Here is a 19,467-nt window from a genome sequence, read left to right on the forward strand (position 1 = left end):
CGGTCCTGGATATGACCCTGACCTCGGCGGCCTGCCCGTTGACCGATGTGATCGAGGATCAGTCGCGCAACGCCCTGGTGCGCAGCGGCCTGGTCGACGATCTGAAGATCAACTGGGTCTGGATGCCGCCGTGGGGCCCGGACAAGATCACCGAGGACGGCCGGGAACAATTGCGGGCCCTGGGTTTCACGGTCTGAGGGCCGGCCCGGCGGGCCGCGACTCCGAATTCGCGACGGCGACCACCTGGTCGCCGTCGCTTTTTGGTCTATACCCGAATTGGTCCGGGTGGCCTGCGGTATCCGGTCCGGAGGTATGCACCGGCGGCGCCGTACGGTGAAACGGTCGTATTTCCCGCCGGTAATCACGGTGCTTCGCGGGATTACCCGGATATTCGGGTTTCTCGGCAGCGGGAACGTGTTCATATGTCCCCATTGTTGGATTTCGGGGACGGACGGCTCCGGTAAGGTGGGCGGGCGCAACGGCATTCGACCCTTCTAAATATCAATTTTTCCGGTCCGCCGCCAATCGCCGACCAAACGGTCTGTTTTCGGCGCTCCGCCGCTGGTGATAGGTGATGCGCCCGAGGTGTGGGGTGCGGCACCGCCGGATGCATGTGCACGCGGAGCCGGGTGCGGCGGACGTGATCTTCACCGTCGCAATGCCTTTCCGCATTCCGCGAGGTCGTGGACCTATCACGGATCGGTGACAATCGATTATCCGCCGTTATTGAGAGAGTTCACGACAATGCTGCTACTGTGATCGAGTCGTCGGGTTCCGGGCCGTCGGAGGACGCGCTCCGATGGGCAGCGATCGGCCGAATGACTTGTCCCTTGGTTACTTTCGAGTAGTCGAAAGTAACCAAGGGATATGTCACCGACCGTAGCCGAGGTACCCGGCACGGAACCTCATCCGGCCAGGGGCGAACATGGTCGGCGTCGCGAGGAAGGCGAGACGAAGCGCCGTGGCCTGCCACGGCACCGCGTGGCGCACCTCGAGCCCCGTCAACGACGAGAAAGCTGATGAATCTGAATACCGCCGTGCTGCTTCCCTGGATACTCGCCCCCATATTGGTGCTCGGCGTGGCGTGGTACGCCGTTCGGGCCGTGCGCGAACAACAGAAGCGACTCACCGTGCTGGAGCGGGAGCTGGCAGTCCGCGAAGATGCGCTGGAGCATCTCGCCGCCAGTACGCTACCGGCGCTGTCGGAGTCCGTGCGCCGGTTCGAGCAGGCCACCGCCGGCCCCGAAGTCCCCCCGGGCCTGGAGAACTCGCGCTTCGCCCAATGCCTGCGCTGGATCATCGACCGGGTCGCCGAAGATCTGCGTACCGTTCAGAACGAGACCCGCGAAACCGTCACCCGGGATACCGAGGAACAGCTTCGCACCGCCGTGGCCGGCGCGGAGCGAGCGGTCCGGGACGAAGCCGAATCCGGTAAGGAACGGGCCGAGACGCTGTCGCGTGAGGCGACCAGCGCCGCGGTGCGATCGTTCGGTACCTCGGTGGTGAGCCTGGGCGCCGACGTCAGCCAGGTCGTGAGTTCCGCGCTGCGTGAGCATCGCGACGACCGGGTCTACGAAACGCTCATCCGCATCGATCACACCGTGCAGCAGATGATCCGGCAGGCGCAGTCCTACGTGATCGTCTGCGGTGGCCTCCCCGGCCGCCGGTGGCCCGCCCAGTCGCTGACCGACGTGGTCGGCGGCGCGACCGGCCGTGTCCGCGACTACCTTCGCGTCCGGCCCTCCCAGCTCGACCGCATCGTCATCAGTCGTGCGGTGGAACCGCTTGTACACACCCTGGCCTCACTCATCGACAACGCGCTGCGCTACTCGCCGCCGACCTCGTTCGTCGATGTCACGTTCCAGGAAGGTCATCACGGGGTGACCGTGATCGTCGACGACGCCGGCGTGCGCATGAACGCCGAGCAGATGGAGGAGGCGCGCCAGGTCCTCGCCAACGAACGCTCGGTCGACATCCACCAGCTCGGCCCCGCCCCGAAGGTCGGCTTCCCCGGTATCGCCGCACTCGCCCGCCGCTACGGGTTCACCGTCTACATCGACGGCCCCAACGCCTACGGCGGTATGCGTGCCATGGTCTACATTCCGGAGGCCCTGCTGGTCGCTCCCAAGACCAACCAGGAGAACGACGTTTTGCCCAATGGTGGACAGACTCCGCGGGAACTCGCCGCGGTACCCGGCGGCCAGGCCTCCTCGGTATCCGCCGGTACCGGAAACGCACTGGCCGGTTCGGCCCCCTCGGCCGGCGGCGCCCACGCCGCCGTCACCACCGGAGCCCATGCCGCGCCTCCGGCGGAGACCGAGGCCACGACCTCGAGCGACCGGTTATCGCCCGCAACGGCTTCCGGCGACCGGTACGAGGACGAGCAGCGGACCACGGTCCACGACATCACCAGTGGTGGCCTGCCCAGACGCCGGCGGCGCGCGGCGACGGTACCCGCGGATATCAATGATCGCGTGGCCGATCCGTCCAGGACAGAACCGGGCCAGGCCCGTCCCGATATCGCCGCCGCCTGGCAGAGCGGCTCCAAGAGCGGCCGTGCCGCCGCATCCGAAAACACCGAAGGGATGACATCCTGATGGGTTCACCGAGGACAGTGGTATCAGACAGCACCAATAAACTGGGCTGGTTACTGGACGATCTCGAGGTTCCCGGCGTCCGATTCGCCGTCCTGTTGTCCGAGGACGGGCTGCGCATCGCGCACTCGGCGGGTATCGCGAAAGACGATGCCGAGCGGTTCGCGGCCGCGGCCTCGGGCCTGCGCTCGCTCGGAAAGGCGCTCGGCGAATTCTGCGGCAGCAACGGAAACGATGTGCGGCAGAACATGACCGAATACGACCAGGGCATGATCATGATCACCGCCGCCGGCGAGGGTGCGCTGCTGGGGGTCGCGACCATGACCGATATCGATGTGGGTCTCATCGCGCACCGGATGAACGAGCTGGCGGGCCGGGTGGGCCACGAGCTCGGTAGCGAGCCCCGCAGAGGCGCGCACGGCGGCGATCTGCAATGAGCCGGTCGCGGCGTGATCCAGACCTGGTCCGCGCGTATGTGCGGACCGGCGGGCGCTCGCGTCCGACTCGCGATCTGGGCCTGGTGACCCTGGTCGTCGCCCTCGGCGACCCGGCACCGGGCGCCACCCCGGACGCGCGCCGGGTGATCGACGTCTGCGCCCGGGGTGCCCTGTCCATCGCCGAGGTCGCGGCGTATCTCGATCTCCCGCCCTCGGTGGTGACGATCGTCGTCTCCGATCTGCTGGACAGCGGACACCTCAATATCCCGACCCCGGCGGAGATAATGCCGGAGATCGCCCTGCTCGAGGAGGTACTCAATGGGCTCCGTGCTCTCCCGGCCTGATCGGTCCGCGGATTACGGTCGCGCGGTCGACTATGTGCCGGAGACGGTGACCCGATCGGTGAAATTGCTGGTGGCCGGTAATTTCGGCGTCGGCAAGACCACCTTCGTGAGCAGTGTTTCCGAGATCAAACCCTTACGCACCGAGGAAACCATCACCGAGGCCAGTGTCGGTATCGACGATCTGGGCGGTCTGGGATCGAAGACGACGACCACGGTGGCGATGGATTTCGGTCGTATCACCCTGAATCCGGAACTGGCGCTGTACCTCTTCGGGACTCCTGGCCAGCAGCGGTTCATCCCGCTCTGGGAAGAACTGGCCAAGGGTGCCCTGGGCGCCCTCGTGCTGGTCGATACCCGCCGCATCGAAAAGGCCGACGAGGTGCTCGCTACGCTGGAGGAGCGTGGTGTGCCCTATGCGGTCGGAGTCAACGAGTTCGAAGGATCGAATCGCTACCCGCTGTCGGAGGTCCGGGAAGCCCTGGACCTCACCGATGACACTCCACTCATCGCGCTCGACGCGCGTGACCGGCGTACCTGCATACAGTCGCTGATCACGCTCGTCGAATACTTGTTCCACCGATTGGAGTCTCGTCTTTGACCACGCAGTTCTCTCCGGTTCCGCAGCAACAACCCCCATTCGCCGGCTGTCCGGTGGTCGGGGAACCCACCGGAGGCGTCGGCCCGCGTTTCAGTCTGTTCTCCGAGGAATTCGCCGATGATCCGCATCGTGCCTACGCCGCGATGCGCAGCCGCTACGGTTCGCTGGTCCCGATCGATCTGGCCCCGGAAGTCCCCGCGACGCTGGTGATCGGTTACGACGCGGCCGTCCGGATCCTCAACGATCCGGATCGTTTCCCGGCCGATCCTCGCACCTGGCAGACCAGCATTCCGGCCGACTCACCGGTCAGGCCGATGATGGAGTGGTATCCGAACGCGCTGCGTAACAGTGGTGAGCTGCATCAGCGCTACCGCCAGGCCTATGTGCACGCGATCGACGGGATCGATCTGCACGAGTTACATCAGACCGTGGAGAGCATCGCGCTCCCGCTGATCAATACCTTCTGCGAATCCGGCAAAGCCGACCTGGTCACCCAGTATGCGTTTCCGCTGGTCTTCGAGGTGCTCAACCGGATGGTCGGGTGTACTCCGGAGCTGGGGGAGCGGGTGGCCAACGGTATGGCCGCGCTCTTCGACACCGTCAACGCCGAATGGGGGATGACCCATCTGAGCGAGGCGCTGATGGAGCTCATCTTCCAGAAGCGCTCCGATCCCGGCGACGACGTCACCTCACGGCTGGTACATCATCCGGCCGCACTCGACGACGAGGAGATGCTGTCGAATCTGATCAGCTTCTACGGCGCGGGCGTCGAACCGCAGCAGAACCTCATCAACAACACCCTGCTGCTGATGATGACCGACGACCGGTTCGGCGGCAGTATGCTGGGCGGCAGTCTGTCGACCCGTGACGCGCTGGACGAGGTGCTGTTCAACGACCCGCCGATGGCGAACTTCTGCACCACCTATCCCCGGCAGCCGATCCTGGTCGACAACACCTGGTTGCCGGCCCATCAGCCGGTGGTGATCAGTCTGGCCGCATGCAACAACGATCCGGTGATCCGCGGCGGCGACCACATCGGCAACCGTTCGCATCTGGCGTGGAGTATCGGGCCGCATGCCTGTCCGGCCCAATCGCCGGCCTTCGTGGTGGTCCAGGGCGCGATCGATCTGCTGCTCGATACGCTGCCGGAATTGGAGCTGGCGACGCCGGTCGAGGAACTCGCTTGGCGGCCGGGGCCTTTCCACCGGGCGCTGGCGGCACTACCGGTCGCATTCCCGCCTTCTCCGCCGTTCAACATTGTGTAAGGAGATACTCGTTGGAACGCGAATCCATCGTCCTGGATATGGCCGGGGCCGATACCCAGGGGGAATCGGCACGGTTGCGGGCCCAGGGCCCGGTGGCGCTGGTGGAGTTGCCCGGCGGTGTGCCGGCCTGGTCGGTCACCGATGCGGCGGTATTGAAGAGCCTGCTGACCGACCCGCGGGTGTCCAAGGATCCGCGCCAGCACTGGGCGGCGTTCCGCAACGGTGAGATCACCGAGGACTGGCCGCTGCTGCCGTGGATCGCGGTGGAGAACATGTTCACCGCTTACGGCCCCGACCACCGGCGGCTGCGTAAACTCGTCTCGCCCGCGTTCACCCACCGTCGGACCGCGGCCCTGCGTACCCGGGTCGAAGCGCTGGTGGCGGAGCTGCTGGACGCGTTGGCCGCGGCGCCCGCCGGCTCGGTGGTGGATCTGCGGGAGGGGTATGCGTATCCGGTGCCGATCCAGGTGATCACCGAACTGCTCGGGGTCCCGGAATCACTGGGCGCGCCGCTGCGAGTGTGCGTCGACCGGTATTTCGATACGACCATCGACGAGGCGGCCGCGCAGGCCAACTATGTCGAGATGTTCGGCCTGGTTTCCGAACTCGTCGAGTACCGCCGGGCGAACCCGGGTGACGACATCACCAGCGTGATGATCACCAACCGGGACGAGGACGGTTCGCAGCTGACCGACCAGCAGATCGTCAACACCTTGATGCTGACCATCAACGCCGGACACGAGACGACGGTGAACCTTCTGGATCAGGCGATCGTCGCGCTGCTCACCCATCCGCAGCAGCGATCGGCAGCCCTGGCGGGCCAGGTGAGCTGGTCGGAGGTGGTGGAGGAGACGCTGCGCTACGAGGCGCCGGTCGCGCATCTCCCCCTGCGGTACGCGGTCGAGGACATCGATATCCCGGGTGGCCCGCGCATCGGCAAGGGCGAGGCGATCCTGGCCTCCTACGCCGCCGCGGGCCGGGATCCGAAGGTGCACGGGCCGACCACCGACAGCTTCGATATCACCCGCTCGAACAAGGATCACATCTCCTTCGGCCACGGCGCGCACCACTGCATCGGCGCCCCGCTGGCGCGGATGGAGGGCGAGATCGCCCTGCCCGCCCTGTTCCGGCGGTTCCCGGATATGCGGCTGGCGGTCGAGGTGAGCGAACTGCGGCCGGTGGTGAGTTTCGTGTCCAACGGTCACCAGGAATTGCCTGTGTACCTGGGCTGAACCCGGTACGCTGGGGAATTCCGGTCTACTACAACTTCATTGCTGATGGCTCGTCGCGGACGTCGCTGAGCGGGATGTATGGGTCGGCGGATAAGTCTGCGAGAACGCACTATTCGCCGATTCATACGAACCTCGGAGTGTGATGTCTTGACCACAGCGCAACCTGCCCAACTCGAACTGCCCGATCAGCGTGTGATGGTCCACGGCTCGCCGGTGGACGCGTCGGGTCCGCGCATCCCGCTGTACACAGAGGATTTCGCGGCCGATCCGCACCGGGTGTACCGCGATATGCGGAGCCGGTTCGGTTCACTGGCACCCGTGGAACTCTCTCCCGGAGTACCGGCGACCCTGGTGATCGGGTACCACACCGCCCTCCGTATCCTCAACGATCCGGAGCATTTCCCCGCCGATCCACGTATGTGGCAGCGCGGTATACCCGACGACTGCCCGGTGCTGCCGATGATGGAATACCGCCCCAATCCGCTGCGTACCGTGGGTAACGACCGGCTGCGCTACCGGTCGGCGGCGGTGGCGGCCATCGACGGGGTCGATATGCACGAACTGCATTCCGTGATCGACGAGATCTCGATCACGCTCATCAATTCTTTCTGCGCCGACGGCTACTGCGATGTGGTGGGCCAGTACGCCGCCCCGCTCATCTTCGCCGTACTCAACTCCATGCTCGGCTGCCCGCCCGAATTGGGTCATCGGGCGGCCCGCGGGCTGGCCGCCATGTTCGATACGGTCGGTGCCGCCGAGGGGAACGTGGCCCAGGCCGATGCTCTGCTCGAACTGGCCCGCCTCAAACGGGTGCAGCCGGGCTCCGATATCACCACCCGGCTGGTCCGCCACCACGCCCAGCTCACCGATGAGGAGACCCGGCAGCAGCTGGCGCTGCTCTACGGCGCGGGTACCGAACCGCCACAGAACCTGATCGCCAACACGCTGCTGCATATGCTCACCGACGAGCGATTCGCGGCCACGGTACTCGACGGCAGCCTGTCCACGCGGGACGCGCTCGACGAGGTGCTGTTCAGCGATCCGCCGCTGGCGAACTACTGCATCAGCTATCCGCGCCAGCCGATCTTGATCGACGGGATCTGGTTGCCGGCGCATCAGCCCGTCGTGATCGGCATGGCTGCCTGCAACACCGATCCCGCCATCAAATCCGGCGGCCTGACCGACAACCGCTCCCATCTGGCCTTCGGTATCGGCCCGCACGGCTGTCCGGCTCGCCCGGTCGCGCTGTTGATCGTGCAGCACGCCCTCGACCAGTTGCTGGACGCGATACCGGAAATGGTGCTGGCGGTGCCCAGCTCGGAGCTGCGCTGGCGGCCGGGTCCCTTCCATCGGGCACTGGTATCGCTGCCGGTGACCTTCCCCGAGAGCGGACCCATTCACAGCGGGCGCTGATACCGCGCGGCGTATTCCCGGCGCTGTCCGGTAGGGGCCTCAGTTGGTCTGTAGATCGCGGCGGCGGAAACCGAACGCGCCGGCGGCGCAGAGCAGTAGCGCCACACCCGCGGTGACGAGTACCGCAACGGCGTCGAAGGATTGCGCGGGCACCAGCGGAATATTGTCGAAAGGCGACAGGCTCATCAGCCAACCGGGGAACTTCAGTGTCGCGCCGAACATGAGAACCACGACGCAGAAGGCCATGGCGAGCCATGCCGCCGTGGTGATCTGCGGCGCGACACCGAACAGGAACAGTGTCACACCGCCGAGGACCCACACCGCCGGCAGGTAGGCCAGGGCGGCCCCGGTGAGGGTGATCAGCTGCGAGAGGTCGCCGGTGATCAACCCGTAGGTGATACCCATCCCGAAGCCGCTCAGCGCGACCACCACGGCCGACCCGGCCAGCATGATCACCGCGTGCCCGGCCAGCCAGCGTAGCCGCGACAGCCGGGTGGACAGCAACGGTTCGGCGTGCCCGGCCGATTCCTCGGCCCGCGGGCGCAGACCCGCGGAGATCGTATAGGCGGCGGCGATGATCGCCAGGATCGCCACGGCCATCGCGTAGAACGCGTCGACCATGCTGCCCATGTTCTGGCCGAGAACCTGATTCAGGTCGATATCGCCGAGTAGATCCTCGACATCGTCACCGATGGTGCCGAAGGCCAGGCCACCGAAGAACATCCCGGTCGCCCATCCGATCAGCAGGCCCCGCTGCAGCCGCCACGCCAATCCGAAGACGCCGTGCAAGGATTCGGCGGCGCGTGCGGGGCCCGGCCGCGGGGGCAGCAATCCCGCGCCGAAATCCCGGCGGTCCAGGACCTGAGCCGCGATCACTCCGATCGCCGCGGCCACCATCAGGGACAACAGGGCGGGCCACCAGATCTCGTGGTCGTAGGGCCGCATGGCCTGTCCCCACCCCAGCGGAGACAGCCACGACAGCACGCCGTTGCCGACATCGCCGACCGCGCGCAGCAGATAGGACACGGCCAGTGCGGCGCCGGTGATCGCGTAACAACTCCGGGTGCCCGCGGTGATCTGGGCGGCCAGTAACGCGATCGCGCCGAATACGAGACCCGCGCAGGCGGCCCCCACACCGAGCGCGATCGACCCGGCCGCGGGCAGCCCGTACCCGATCAGGCTCGCCGCGATGGCCAGGCCCAGCAGGATATTCGCGGTCACCGTGACCACGGACGCCGCCATCGAGGGTGCGTACCGGCCGACCACCGCCGACCGGATGAGTTCGTCGCGGCCGGATTCCTCGTTCGCGCGGGTGTGCCGGCCGATGAGGAACATGCTCATCAGCCCGGCCACCACCATGCCGAACGCGCTGGACTGGAACGCGACCTGGCCGGCGACGGTGTCGAGCACCCGGGGCGGACCCGCCATCGCGATCATCGCGGCGTTGCCGGACATACTGCGGGCGAGCGCGTCCAGATCCGCCTGTTCCGGATAGGCCGCGTCGAGTGCCACCGCCTGCGACCAATAGATCATGGTGCCGCCCACGATCCACGCCACCAGCGGCAGACGTTCGCGGCGCAGCGCGAACCGCGTGAGAGTGGCGGTGCCGGTGCAGGTGCCGGCGAACCGGCCGCGCGGGGTTCGCGTTCGCAGCGTGGTCACGATTCCGGCACCCCCGCCGCCGCGAGCTCGTCGCCGTAGTGCCGCAGGAACAATTCCTCGAGGGTCGGCGGGCGGCTGGTCAGGGTCCGGATCCCGAAGGAGGTGAGATGCTCGATCGCCGCGCCCAGATCGACGGTGTCGACCTGGAAGCGGACCCGGGTGCCGTCGGCCACGAGATCGTGGACACCCCGCAGTTCGTCCATACCCGTCGCCGGGCGCCGGGTATCGGCATCGATGGAGGTGCGGGTGAGGTGGCGCAGATCGGTCAGGGTCCCGGTTTCCACCGCGCGCCCGTGCCGGATGATGGTCAGGCGGTCGCACAGTGCTTCCACCTGCGCGAGGATATGGCTGGACAGCAGGACCGTCCGGCCGTCGCGGCGCATCTCCTCCACGCATTCCTGGAAAACCGCCTCCATCAGCGGATCCAGGCCGGAGGTGGGCTCATCGAACAGCAGCAGTTCCACATCGGAGGCCAGCGCCGCCACCAGCGCGACCTTCTGCCGGTTGCCCTTGGAGTAGGTGCGGCCCTTCTTCGTCGGATCGAGATCGAAACGGTCCAGCAGATCGGCGCGCCTGGTCTCGTTCAGGCCGCCGCGTAACCGCCCGAGCAGATCGATCACCTCCCCGCCGGTGAGTCCGGGCCAGAGACCGACATCGCCGGGCACATAGGCGAGCCGGCGATGCAACTCGGCGGTATCGGACCACGGATCACCGCCGAGTAACCGGACCGTGCCGGCGTCGGCCCGCAACAGCCCCAGCACCACCCGGATGGCGGTGGACTTACCGGCGCCGTTCGGACCGAGGAAACCGTGCACCTCACCGGCGGCGACCTGGAGGTCGAGCCCGTCCAGGGCGCGGGTGCGCCCGAATGTCTTGACCAGACCGGAGATATCGATCGCGGCACTCATGGGGGAACAGTAATCCGATTCCACCGGGTCCGGGGCCGTTCCCGCGCCGGACCGCGTCCGGCACCGGAAATCGTCGTGGTCAGCGTTCGCGGTGCAGATCCAGGAAATCGCCGACCGGGCGGCGTGGCGTCGGCGGCTGCGCGGACGAGGTGGGGGCGGTGCCCACCCGGATCACCACCTGCGGCAGCGCCGGCACGGTCAGCAGGTTGGTGATGGTGCGCCGGCTCACCGGAACCTCGGTGATATGGGTGAGCGGACACGTCGCCAGCCCGGCCGCCGTACAGGCCAGCAGCACCGCGGACAGGGCCTCACCGGTACGCAGCCAATCCGGGGGACTGTCGGCGGCCGACCCCAGCACCAGCAGTCGAGAGGCATCGGTCAGCTCGCCGCGCCGCAGCGAAGGCGGGGCGGCCGGGAAGGCCCGCCCCACGCCGACCTGCGCGAGTTCGGCGGCCGAGACCAGCGCGGAGATCGGCACGCCGTCGGCGGGGGAGTCGTTACCCGCCCACCAGTGCAGTTCGTTGAGGTATTGCGGATCGTATTCGCGCAGCGCGGCGGATTGCGCCGACGCGGCCGCCAGTCGCAGCCGGGCGGAGTCGGCAAGTACCTCCAGCACGATATCGTGCGCGGTCGCGGTCGTGGCGAGAGTGGGCGCCACCCGGTCCCAGTCCCGGGGCGGCAGCATCGGCAGCCGGTCGGTGTAGCGGCGGTCGATGGCGGCCGCACGCTCGCGCACATCATCGGATACGAGGCGGGCGGGTGCGAACTCGATACCGGCCAGGTGGTCGGGAGAGGTATCCGGTAGCCGCGTCAGCTCTGTATCCCAGCCGGCCGCGGCGAACGCCGTCCGGACGTGGTCGAGCATGGCGCCGCAGCTGATGACGAGCTGGCGGCCCTGAGGATCGGCCGAGGCGAGCCGGCGGCCGGTATCCCGGTACAGCTGGAGCCGGTGCCCGTCGAAGACCCACCGCCAGGGCTGGGTGTTGTGGACCGAGGGGGCGCGGCGGGCCAGTGACAACGCGGCCTGCACCGTGGGATGGTCGGGGACCCGGGCCGTGCCGATGGCGTCCATCTTCCGAGTCTGCTCCCCGTGGGAGCCGCCGACCACCTCGATCCGCGATCCGGGCCGAATCGTGGCGGTCACGGCATGGGGCCGATACCCGTGATCAGGGTCCGGTCACCGATTCGCATCGTGGTCACCAGTTGTGGGTTGTAGCCCAGGGGCGCCGAACCGGGACGGTACTCGGTGACCGTCACGGTGTATTGGCCGACGAAGGCGCCGGGGGCGATCTGCACGCAATAGGTGGTACCGGCCGGAATGCTGTCGATACCGCGCTGGATATCGGGGGCGGACGGTACCGCGGCGTCCGGTGCGACCAGGGCCCGTGCCTGTTCGCCGGACCGCCCGGCGTAGTAGGCGTGCTGGAACCCGAAGATCGCGTCGGGACCGGAGGCGTCGCCGCCCGGGCCGTTGCCCTGCACGGTGTTGCCGGTGCGTCCGGCCGGGCATTGCGGATCGGCCGCCGCGGTCCCGGGCACGGCGACACTCGGCGCGGCGGTGGCCGGAACGGGCGGATCACCACCGCCGACGACCGCGAACTGGACGTACGCGGCGGCTGCCAGGGCCCCCACGCCGGCGATACCGAGCAACACCGGTATCCAGCGGATACCCCCGCGCGAGGAGGCGGTATCCGCACGTGCCGCCGGGACCGTACGGGCGCCGTCCGATGCGTTCAGCCGGGCCCGCAGCCGCTGCTGTGCCGTGGCCGGCTCGGCGTCCGGGGAGTCTTCTCGCGGCCCACCCGGCCCGTCCGGCGGCTCGTGGGCCGACGGGTACCCGGCCGGCCCGGAATCGGACGCGGCGGCGGCCGGAGCGGGTGCCCGCTCGGGTTCCGCGGGGTACTCGGCGCCGGGCCCGTCCGGATGCCCGTGCGCCACCCAGTCCGCCCAATCGCCCTCGTAGTGCTCGGGCGCGCCGACCGGCGGGTGCGGGGGCCGCAGGACCGGAATGGGCTCGGTGGGCAGCGATTCGTCGCCCGTACCGGGCCCACCGTGCGACGGCAGGTACAGCTCGGGCCGCCACGACTGTGGATCGGGGTCGCCGGGGCGGGGGCCACCGGGCGGCGGGCGGACGGGCTCGGTGGGAAACCGGTCCGCACCGTCGCCCCGGTTCGACGGCGGTCGATCCATGGCGCGGCCCCCTTCGTCGTTCACTGTGCGCTCGTTCTCCACCCGTTCTAGTGGATCACGGACGACCACGCAGTGCGGGCCGGATGGAACGGCTTACCAGTGCACCGTGACCGGATCGCCGATCCCGACGTTCTCGTAGTACCACGAGGCATCGGCGGGGGCGAGGTTTATACAGCCGTGGCTGACGTTCGAATTGCCCTGCGCATCCACCGACCAGGGCGCGGAGTGTACGAAGACACCACCCCAGGTGAGCCGTTCGGCCCATTCGCCGTCGATCAGATATCCCTCCGCGGAATCCAGGGGGATACCGATGGTGCGCGAATCGAAGATGATGTTGCGGAACTTCTCCAGCACCGGGAAGGTACCGACGGGGGTCTCCCAGCCGGGCTTACCCATCGAGGCCGGCATGGTGCGCACCACCTGTCCACCCATACTGACCGTGAACGTATGCGTGGACATATTCGCGTCGGCGATCACGCCGCCGTTGGTCTGGAACTGCGTACGGCGCTCGCCGAAGTTCACCGTGAAGGTGGTGTTCGCCGGTAGGAAACCGGTGGGAGTCCAGCTCAGCTCGCGGTCTCCCCGCCAGGAGTAGGTACCGGGCAGCGGATCGCCGGCGGTGACCGAGAGCGAGCGCTCGGCGCGCTCCCGGTCGGTGACGGCGGCGGAGAACCGGACGGTAACGGGATGGGCGATACCGACCACCGCGCCCTGGGCGGGCGTTACGGCGGCGACAGGCGCGGAGCGGGAATCCCCGATCGTCATCGCGTTCGCCCCGGCGGGGACGACCACCAGTGAGAGGGCGATCGCGATCGCCAGAAACAGATGCCGGGCAACAGTATTCATGGTTCCACCCCTTACGGACGACTGGTGGACAGACGTCCATCCTAAGGGGCCATGATCAACTCAACCACCCAAGATATCGTCCCGGCACCGCTTTGCGATGTTGACACACCGGGGGTTGCTATTCGGTGACGAGTTTCCAATCGTCGGGCAGGCCGTGGACGTGCATGGTCGACCCCTCCGCGTGGATGCTGACCGTCGCCGGGCCCAGCCGCAGATCGGTGAGGCCCACCTTGCCCCACTCCCGCGGTAGTTGCGGGGTCACCCGCAGGACACGGTGCGGCGCGCAGGGCGACAGACCCAGGAACGAGCGCACCAGCAGCAGCGGCGCCGCACTGGCCCATGCCTGCGGAGAGCAGGAGGTCGGGTAGGGCACCGGGGACCGGAACTCGGTGCGGGCGAACCCGCAGAAGAGCTCGGGCAGCCGGCCACCGAATTCGCCGGCGGCGTCGAGCAGACCGGTGGTGAGCCGCTCGGCCAGTTCGCTCGCGCCCGGGATATGGCGATACCGCAGCAGCCCCGCGACCGCGATGGCGGTGTCGTGCGGCCAGATCGACCCGTTGTGATAGCTCATGGGGTTGAACGCGCCCATCGTGGCGGCCAGGGTCCGGAGACCGAAACCGCTGTCCATCGCGACGTCGGCGAGACGTTCGATCAGTTCCGCGGCCCGTTCGTCGGAGACGATCCCGGTCCACAGACACTGGGCGGCATTACTGGTCAGTGCGTCCACCTGGTTCTTCTGGCCGTCCAGCGCCACCGCGTACCAGCCGTTCTTCTCCACCCAGAACGCCTCGTCGAACCGGGCCTTGAGGGTCTCGGCCTGTTCGCGCAGCCGCGCGGCGGTGCCGGCGTCGCCGAAGTGCTCGGCCAGCTGGGCCCGGGCCAGGCGGGCCGCGTACACGTAGCCCTGCACCTCGCACAGCGCGATCGAGGGTTCGGCCAGATGGCCGGTGACGTCGTTGATGGAGTCGAAACTGTCCTTCCAGCCCTGGTTGGCCAGCCCCCGGTCGGTTTTCCGGCGGTACTCGACGAATCCGTCGCCGTCGGCGTCGCCGTATTCGTCGATCCAGGCCAGTGCCGCGTCCGCGGCCGGGAGCAGTTCCCGGACCACCGCGTCCCCGGCGCCCCAGCGCCAGCATTCGGCCAGCAGCATGACGAACAGCGGGGTCGCGTCGACCGACCCGTAGTACACGGTGCCGCCGAGGACCTGGCCACTGGCCGGGCCGTGCCGCATCTCGTGCATGATGCGGCCCGGCTCCTCCTCGGTGATCGGGTTGACCCTGGTGCCCTGCAGATCCGCCAGCCGGCGCAGAGTACCGACGGCCAGCGCGGAATCCAGCGGCAGCGCCATCCAGGAGGTGAGCAGACTGTCGCGGCCGAACAGCGCCATGAACCACGGCGCCCCGGCCGCCACATAGGCGGGCGCGCCGTCGACGCTGCCGTCGATACGCAACGCGCCCAGATCACTCTCGGTGCGCTGCAGTATCTCCGAGAGCGCCGGATCGGTGGCGGTGAGATCGGTGGCGGTGGCCCGCCAGGCCTTGAGCCGGCTGATCGGGCTGTCCTCGTCGTCGCCGAACGCCATCTGGACCCGCCGGTGCGAGAGCACCGGCTGGGCCAGTATCTCGGTATCCCAGCGACCGCGCGCCGGCACCACCACCTGCCAGGTGATGGTGCCCGGCAGCATCACCGCCCCGGCCGTGGCGCTGATGGTCAGGCCGCGGCCGGGTTCGTTGTGATCGGTCAGATGCAGATCGCCGTCCACGGCGTTGTGCTCGGCACCGCCGCCGTGGTTGCGGCCTTCCTTGACCGCGAACAGATCCGCGAAATCGGAGTCGACGAACAGGGTGACGGTCATCGCCGTGTCCTCGTGACCGAGGTTGTGCACGGTGATGGCCTCCTTGAGGCCGTTACCGATGAGGCGGCGCCGCACCACCAGCACGGTGCTGTCCGCGACGCCGGCCCGCGGCGGTTTACGCAGGATGAACCGGCCCTTGAACGCCTCCGGCGTGAGCACCGTGAGATGTTCGGCGGGCTGGCCGTCCAAGCGCAGTTCCCAGCGCGAGATCACCCGGGAATCGCGATAGAACAGTCCCTGCGAAGTGCCGGAATGAATATCGCCGAGGGGGTCGGACAAGCAGAAAGTGCTCGCCTCGACCAGGGTGACCGTCCCGCCGCCGCCGTTGACGGCGGCGGGCTGGCCGGAGTTGAGAATTCTCGGCGGCGGTACGCTCATGCCCTGCTCCATACCGGTGTCGTGCCGGCGTCGCTGCGGATCGCGGGTACCGCGGCGCGGCGGAGGCCGGCTGCGGTCGATACCTGGCCCCTGCTGTGGGACTCGTCCCACGCATCGAGTATGCGGTAATAGGCGGCCTCGTACCCGGCGCCGAGCCCATCCACGCCGAAATAATCCTCGACACGCCGACGGCAGGCGTGCGGATCGAGTTCGCTCGCCCGGGCGATGGCGGCCGGCAGTTCGTCGGGATGATCGCAGATGATGCCGGTGACACCGTCTTCGACGACCTCCTCGACCGCGCCACCGCGCAGCGCCACCACCGGGGTGCCGCAGGCCATGGCCTCGATCATCACGATGCCGAACGGCTCCTCCCACTGGATCGGGAAGAGCAGGCAGCGCGCGCCCGCGAGCAGTTCCCGTTTCGCCACCGCGTCCGCTTCCCCGAAGACGTGGTCGGTATCGGTGAGCAGGGGCTGGATCTCCTGCGCGAAGAAGGCCTTCTCCGGCGGCTCGTTGCATTTACCGGCCAGGATCAATTTGATACCGGCTTCGTGGGCGGCGCGCAGTGCGAGCTGCGGACCCTTGTAGGAGGCGTACCGGCCGAGGAACAGCGCGTAGTCCTGCTTCTCGGTGCGGAACGGCCATTCGCTGGGGCGCAGCGCGTTGTGCACGCGGCCGATCCAGTTGAAGCTCGGGGCGAGTTCGCGCTGGCGGTCGCTGATCGCGACCAGGCGGGTGTGCTCGTCGAGCGCCCCGTAGTACTCCCACATATCGTTGTCGACCGGCCCGTGCACGGTGACCGCGGTCGGGATGCCCAGGTTCTCGTAGGCCGGGGCATTGAGCGGGCCGGCGAAAGTGTGGTCGTGGATGATGTCGATATGGCGGGAGCGGGCCAGCTTCTCGACCATGCGCCGCACTTTCAGCGCGTTGACGATCTCCGGGAACGGGTCGCCCAGCCGGTCGGCCTGGATGGTCTCCCAGACCGGTACGAATTCCGCGTCGGTACCGGGCTTTCCGGCGCCCAGCAGCGTCACCCGGTGACCCCGCGCGACCAGGGTATCGGCCAGTTCGGCCACCACGGCCTCGACGCCGCCGTATCCGGCCGGGGGCACGTCGAAGTACGGCGGTGCGACCAGGACGATGTTGAGGGGGTGGTTACGTCCGGCTCCGCCGAACCGGGCGTGCCGGGGTTTTCGCGCCGGAGTATCGGATTCGACTTCGGTATTCGTAAATATTGTGCTCAACTCTTCCTCCTCGATTAGTGGCCGCGCGAACGTGCGATTGACGCCGCCCGGCCAAGGGGTGGAGCCGATCGAGAAACCACTCGCTGGAGAGCTGTGGTGCTATCGGAAGTGCGCCGGAATACTCCGGCAGAGAGAAAGAACGCACGGGCGAAGGGCGGAAGGTGCCCGCCGTGCGGGAATCAATCGCCGCGCCGGGCCCGCGGGCCCGGCGAAATGCCGGACGCGGGCCGGTCAGGGGGTGCGGCTATCGCGGTGGTGAGTGCGGCCCGTCTACGGACCAGACATTCGGGAGAACAGAGCCAATGGATATCGAGGGCGCGTCTGGCCTGACCTGGCGCCAGCGCACCGGGATCAGCCGAACAGTCGGCGATATTCGATACGACTCCGCGTTCGGTGATGACATCGATACCCGGTTCGTGGGCTTCCGCCGCGGACGGCGCCGATGTGTACCCGATCCTCACCGTTACCTCCTGCACTCGTCGAGCTGGAGCAAACAGTTGCCCGGCCGCCGGAGCCCCGCCGGCCGGTCTAGCCGATTGTGCCTGGGTCGAGCGGTGGAGCAGTGTGAATATCAGGAACGACCCTCATTCTACGCGTGCCCCGTTGTTCATCCGATCTCGAATAATCGCAGTTCGGCATATAACTGGTTAATTCGTACCTGCTGATATGTGCATCCGAATCATCCGCGGACGGCGCGTAATACCTCTTGATGGAGGGAATCCGCGCGGGCGGTGATTTCCTCGATCCGGCCCAGCACCCCGGTGAATGCGGCGGCATGTTCCATGGGAAGCGAGGCCAGATTGATCTCGATATTGAGCTGGGAGGTCACCGCCGCGGCCCGCGCCGCCGCGCCCGCGGCCCCGATATCGGTGACAACATTCGTATTTCCGATCGGCAGCAATTCGGTTGCCAGGATCAGGATCCCGTCGGCCTCGTCGACCACCGCGGCCGGCACGCGGGCTGCCTCCGTCAGAGCGTCCTCGATGGCCGCCGCCCGGCGCGTCTTTTCTTCTTCGGTCTCCCGCGGGAGTTTGTAGGCGGCGCCGACCGCGGTGAACGCGGCCGCGTCGGCGTCGGCCAGGGCCAGGGCCCGGTCGCGCGCGATATCCGCCGCGTCGATGATCCGGTCGATCACGGGCCGGTGCTCGGCATCCTTGGCGCGGGTGGTGTACCGCGCGACCATCGCGACCAGTGCCGCGCCCTGCGCCGCGTGTAGCGCCGCGACGGCGCCGCCGCCCGGCGCGGGCACCTTCGCCGCGAGTTCGCCCAGGTAGTCGCCGATGGGCGAACCGCCGAAACCGGAGGCGGTGTGCTGTGGCGATTGGGTGGGCTGCGACACGATTCGGCCTTCCTCGATCATAATTGCCAGAGATTAGCTGGACTACCGGTGAAGCTTTCGCTCTCAACCTACCTCCTCGCCCGGCGTGGCCGGTGCGGGGCCACCCCGTAGCCGGGATTATGTTGAGGGCATGCGGATCGGATTGAGTATCAACTATTCGGGCGGCTTCACCGAGGCGGCGGCCGAAGTGGCCGATTTGGAACGGGCGGGCCTGGACGTAGTGTTCGTGCCCGAGGCCTACTCGTTCGACGCGGTCAGTGCCCTGGGCTACCTCGCGGCGAAGACCACGCGGTTGCAGCTGGCCTCGGGAATCATGCAGCTCTACACCCGGACCCCGACCCTGACCGCAATGACCGCCGCGGGGCTGGACTTCGTCTCCGACGGCCGGTTCGTTCTCGGACTGGGCGCGTCGGGCCCGCAGGTCATCGAAGGTTTCCACGGTGTGCCCTACGACGCGCCCATCGGGCGGACCCGCGAACTCGTGGAGATCTGCCGGAAGGTCTGGCGCCGGGAGAAACTGGAATACCAGGGCAAGTACTACCGGATCCCGCTGCCCGAGGGGGAGGGCACCGGGCTGGGCAAACCGCTCAAGCTCATCAATCATCCGGTACGGGAACGGGTTCCGGTGCTGCTGGCCGCGCTGGGCCCGAAGAATGTACAACTGGCTGCCGAGATCGCCGAGGGCTGGCAGCCGATCTTCTTCCTGCCCGAACGCGCCGACGAGGTGTTCGGTGAGGCGCTGCGGGCCGGGCAGCAGCGGCGTGATCCCGCGCTGGGCCCGCTCGACGTCTACGCCGGCCCGGCGCTGGCCATCGGTGAGGACGTGGAACCGCTGCTGGAATTCGTCAAACCGATGCTGGCGCTCTACATCGGCGGTATGGGGGCCAAAGGCAAGAACTTCTACCACACCCTGGCCACCCGGTACGGCTACGGCGCCGAGGCGGACCGCATCCAGGAGCTGTACCTGGCCGGGAAGAAGGACGAGGCCACCAAGGTGGTCCCCGACGCCCTGGTCCGCGATATCTCGCTGATCGGGCCGGCCGGCTTCGTCAAGGAGCGGGTCGCCGCGTTCGCCGAAGCGGGCGTCACGGTGCTCAATGTCGCGCCGCTGGCCGCCACCCCGGCCGACCGGGTGAAACTCATCGAGCAGTTCCGGGCGATC

The 19,467-nt window shown here is 67.9% G+C and carries 18 protein-coding genes; 9 read left to right on the plus strand and 9 right to left on the minus strand.

Going from position 1 to position 19,467, the window contains the following annotated elements:
* The 8 genes from ACWDU1_RS13135 to ACWDU1_RS13170 form a co-directional block, all read left to right on the plus strand.
* A partial coding sequence (locus tag ACWDU1_RS13135) for a metal-sulfur cluster assembly factor (protein WP_449998278.1) occupies window positions 1-197 on the plus strand: 197 nt, incomplete at its 5' end.
* 822 nt (window positions 198-1,019) lie between these two features.
* Entirely contained in the window at window positions 1,020-2,597 is a 1,578-nt protein-coding gene (locus ACWDU1_RS13140; RefSeq protein WP_449998279.1) for a sensor histidine kinase, read from the plus strand.
* A complete protein-coding gene (locus ACWDU1_RS13145; RefSeq protein ID WP_030521402.1) occupies window positions 2,597-3,031 on the plus strand; it encodes a roadblock/LC7 domain-containing protein in 435 nt (144 codons plus the stop codon). Before ACWDU1_RS13140 ends, ACWDU1_RS13145 begins: the two co-directional genes overlap by 1 nt.
* A complete protein-coding gene (locus ACWDU1_RS13150; protein WP_449998281.1) occupies window positions 3,028-3,375 on the plus strand; it encodes a DUF742 domain-containing protein in 348 nt (115 codons plus the stop codon). The genes ACWDU1_RS13145 and ACWDU1_RS13150 overlap by 4 nt, the downstream gene beginning before the upstream one ends.
* The gene (locus tag ACWDU1_RS13155) at window positions 3,350-3,973 is read left to right on the plus strand and encodes a GTP-binding protein (protein WP_449998283.1); all 624 of its coding nucleotides are present in this window, start codon (window positions 3,350-3,352) and stop codon (window positions 3,971-3,973) included. The genes ACWDU1_RS13150 and ACWDU1_RS13155 overlap by 26 nt, the downstream gene beginning before the upstream one ends.
* A complete protein-coding gene (locus ACWDU1_RS13160; protein ID WP_449998285.1) occupies window positions 3,970-5,238 on the plus strand; it encodes a cytochrome P450 in 1,269 nt (422 codons plus the stop codon). Before ACWDU1_RS13155 ends, ACWDU1_RS13160 begins: the two co-directional genes overlap by 4 nt.
* Before the next feature lie 11 nt (window positions 5,239-5,249).
* A complete protein-coding gene (locus ACWDU1_RS13165) occupies window positions 5,250-6,470 on the plus strand; it encodes a cytochrome P450 family protein (protein ID WP_449998286.1) in 1,221 nt (406 codons plus the stop codon).
* 195 nt (window positions 6,471-6,665) lie between these two features.
* Window positions 6,666-7,883 (plus strand): cytochrome P450, encoded by a 1,218-nt coding sequence (locus ACWDU1_RS13170; protein ID WP_449998303.1) that lies wholly within the window; start codon window positions 6,666-6,668, stop codon window positions 7,881-7,883.
* A 39-nt stretch (window positions 7,884-7,922) separates the two neighbouring features.
* Here the strand turns inward: ACWDU1_RS13170 and ACWDU1_RS13175 are convergent, their stop codons facing one another.
* From ACWDU1_RS13175 to ACWDU1_RS13215, 9 genes are all read right to left on the minus strand, one after another.
* On the minus strand, window positions 7,923-9,545 hold the full coding sequence (locus ACWDU1_RS13175; protein ID WP_449998288.1) for an ABC transporter permease: 1,623 nt from the start codon (window positions 9,543-9,545) through the stop codon (window positions 7,923-7,925).
* Entirely contained in the window at window positions 9,542-10,453 is a 912-nt protein-coding gene (locus tag ACWDU1_RS13180; protein ID WP_449998290.1) for an ATP-binding cassette domain-containing protein, read from the minus strand. Before ACWDU1_RS13180 ends, ACWDU1_RS13175 begins: the two co-directional genes overlap by 4 nt.
* A gap of 79 nt (window positions 10,454-10,532) precedes the next feature.
* On the minus strand, window positions 10,533-11,525 hold the full coding sequence (locus ACWDU1_RS13185) for an Acg family FMN-binding oxidoreductase (RefSeq protein WP_449998291.1): 993 nt from the start codon (window positions 11,523-11,525) through the stop codon (window positions 10,533-10,535).
* Between the two features lie 68 nt (window positions 11,526-11,593).
* Window positions 11,594-12,667, minus strand: coding sequence for a hypothetical protein (locus tag ACWDU1_RS13190; RefSeq protein ID WP_449998292.1), 1,074 nt, complete (start codon window positions 12,665-12,667; stop codon window positions 11,594-11,596).
* Window positions 12,668-12,736: 69 nt separating this feature from the next.
* Window positions 12,737-13,489 (minus strand): L,D-transpeptidase, encoded by a 753-nt coding sequence (locus tag ACWDU1_RS13195; protein WP_449998294.1) that lies wholly within the window; start codon window positions 13,487-13,489, stop codon window positions 12,737-12,739.
* 118 nt (window positions 13,490-13,607) lie between these two features.
* Entirely contained in the window at window positions 13,608-15,722 is a 2,115-nt protein-coding gene (locus tag ACWDU1_RS13200; RefSeq protein WP_449998296.1) for an amylo-alpha-1,6-glucosidase, read from the minus strand.
* A complete protein-coding gene (locus ACWDU1_RS13205) occupies window positions 15,719-16,864 on the minus strand; it encodes a glycosyltransferase family 4 protein (protein ID WP_449998305.1) in 1,146 nt (381 codons plus the stop codon). The genes ACWDU1_RS13200 and ACWDU1_RS13205 overlap by 4 nt, the downstream gene beginning before the upstream one ends.
* Window positions 16,865-17,145: 281 nt before the next feature.
* Window positions 17,146-17,427, minus strand: coding sequence for a hypothetical protein (locus tag ACWDU1_RS13210; protein ID WP_449998297.1), 282 nt, complete (start codon window positions 17,425-17,427; stop codon window positions 17,146-17,148).
* Window positions 17,428-17,645: 218 nt separating this feature from the next.
* Complete coding sequence (locus ACWDU1_RS13215) at window positions 17,646-18,305, minus strand: cyclodeaminase/cyclohydrolase family protein (RefSeq protein WP_449998299.1); 660 nt, start codon at window positions 18,303-18,305, stop codon at window positions 17,646-17,648.
* 130 nt (window positions 18,306-18,435) lie between these two features.
* On the opposite strand from ACWDU1_RS13215, the gene ACWDU1_RS13220 reads away from it, so the two are divergent.
* Window positions 18,436-19,467: LLM class F420-dependent oxidoreductase (locus tag ACWDU1_RS13220; protein ID WP_449998301.1), on the plus strand; the 1,032-nt coding region annotated here is incomplete at its 3' end.

Source organism: Nocardia sp. NPDC003345 (genome assembly GCF_053589395.1).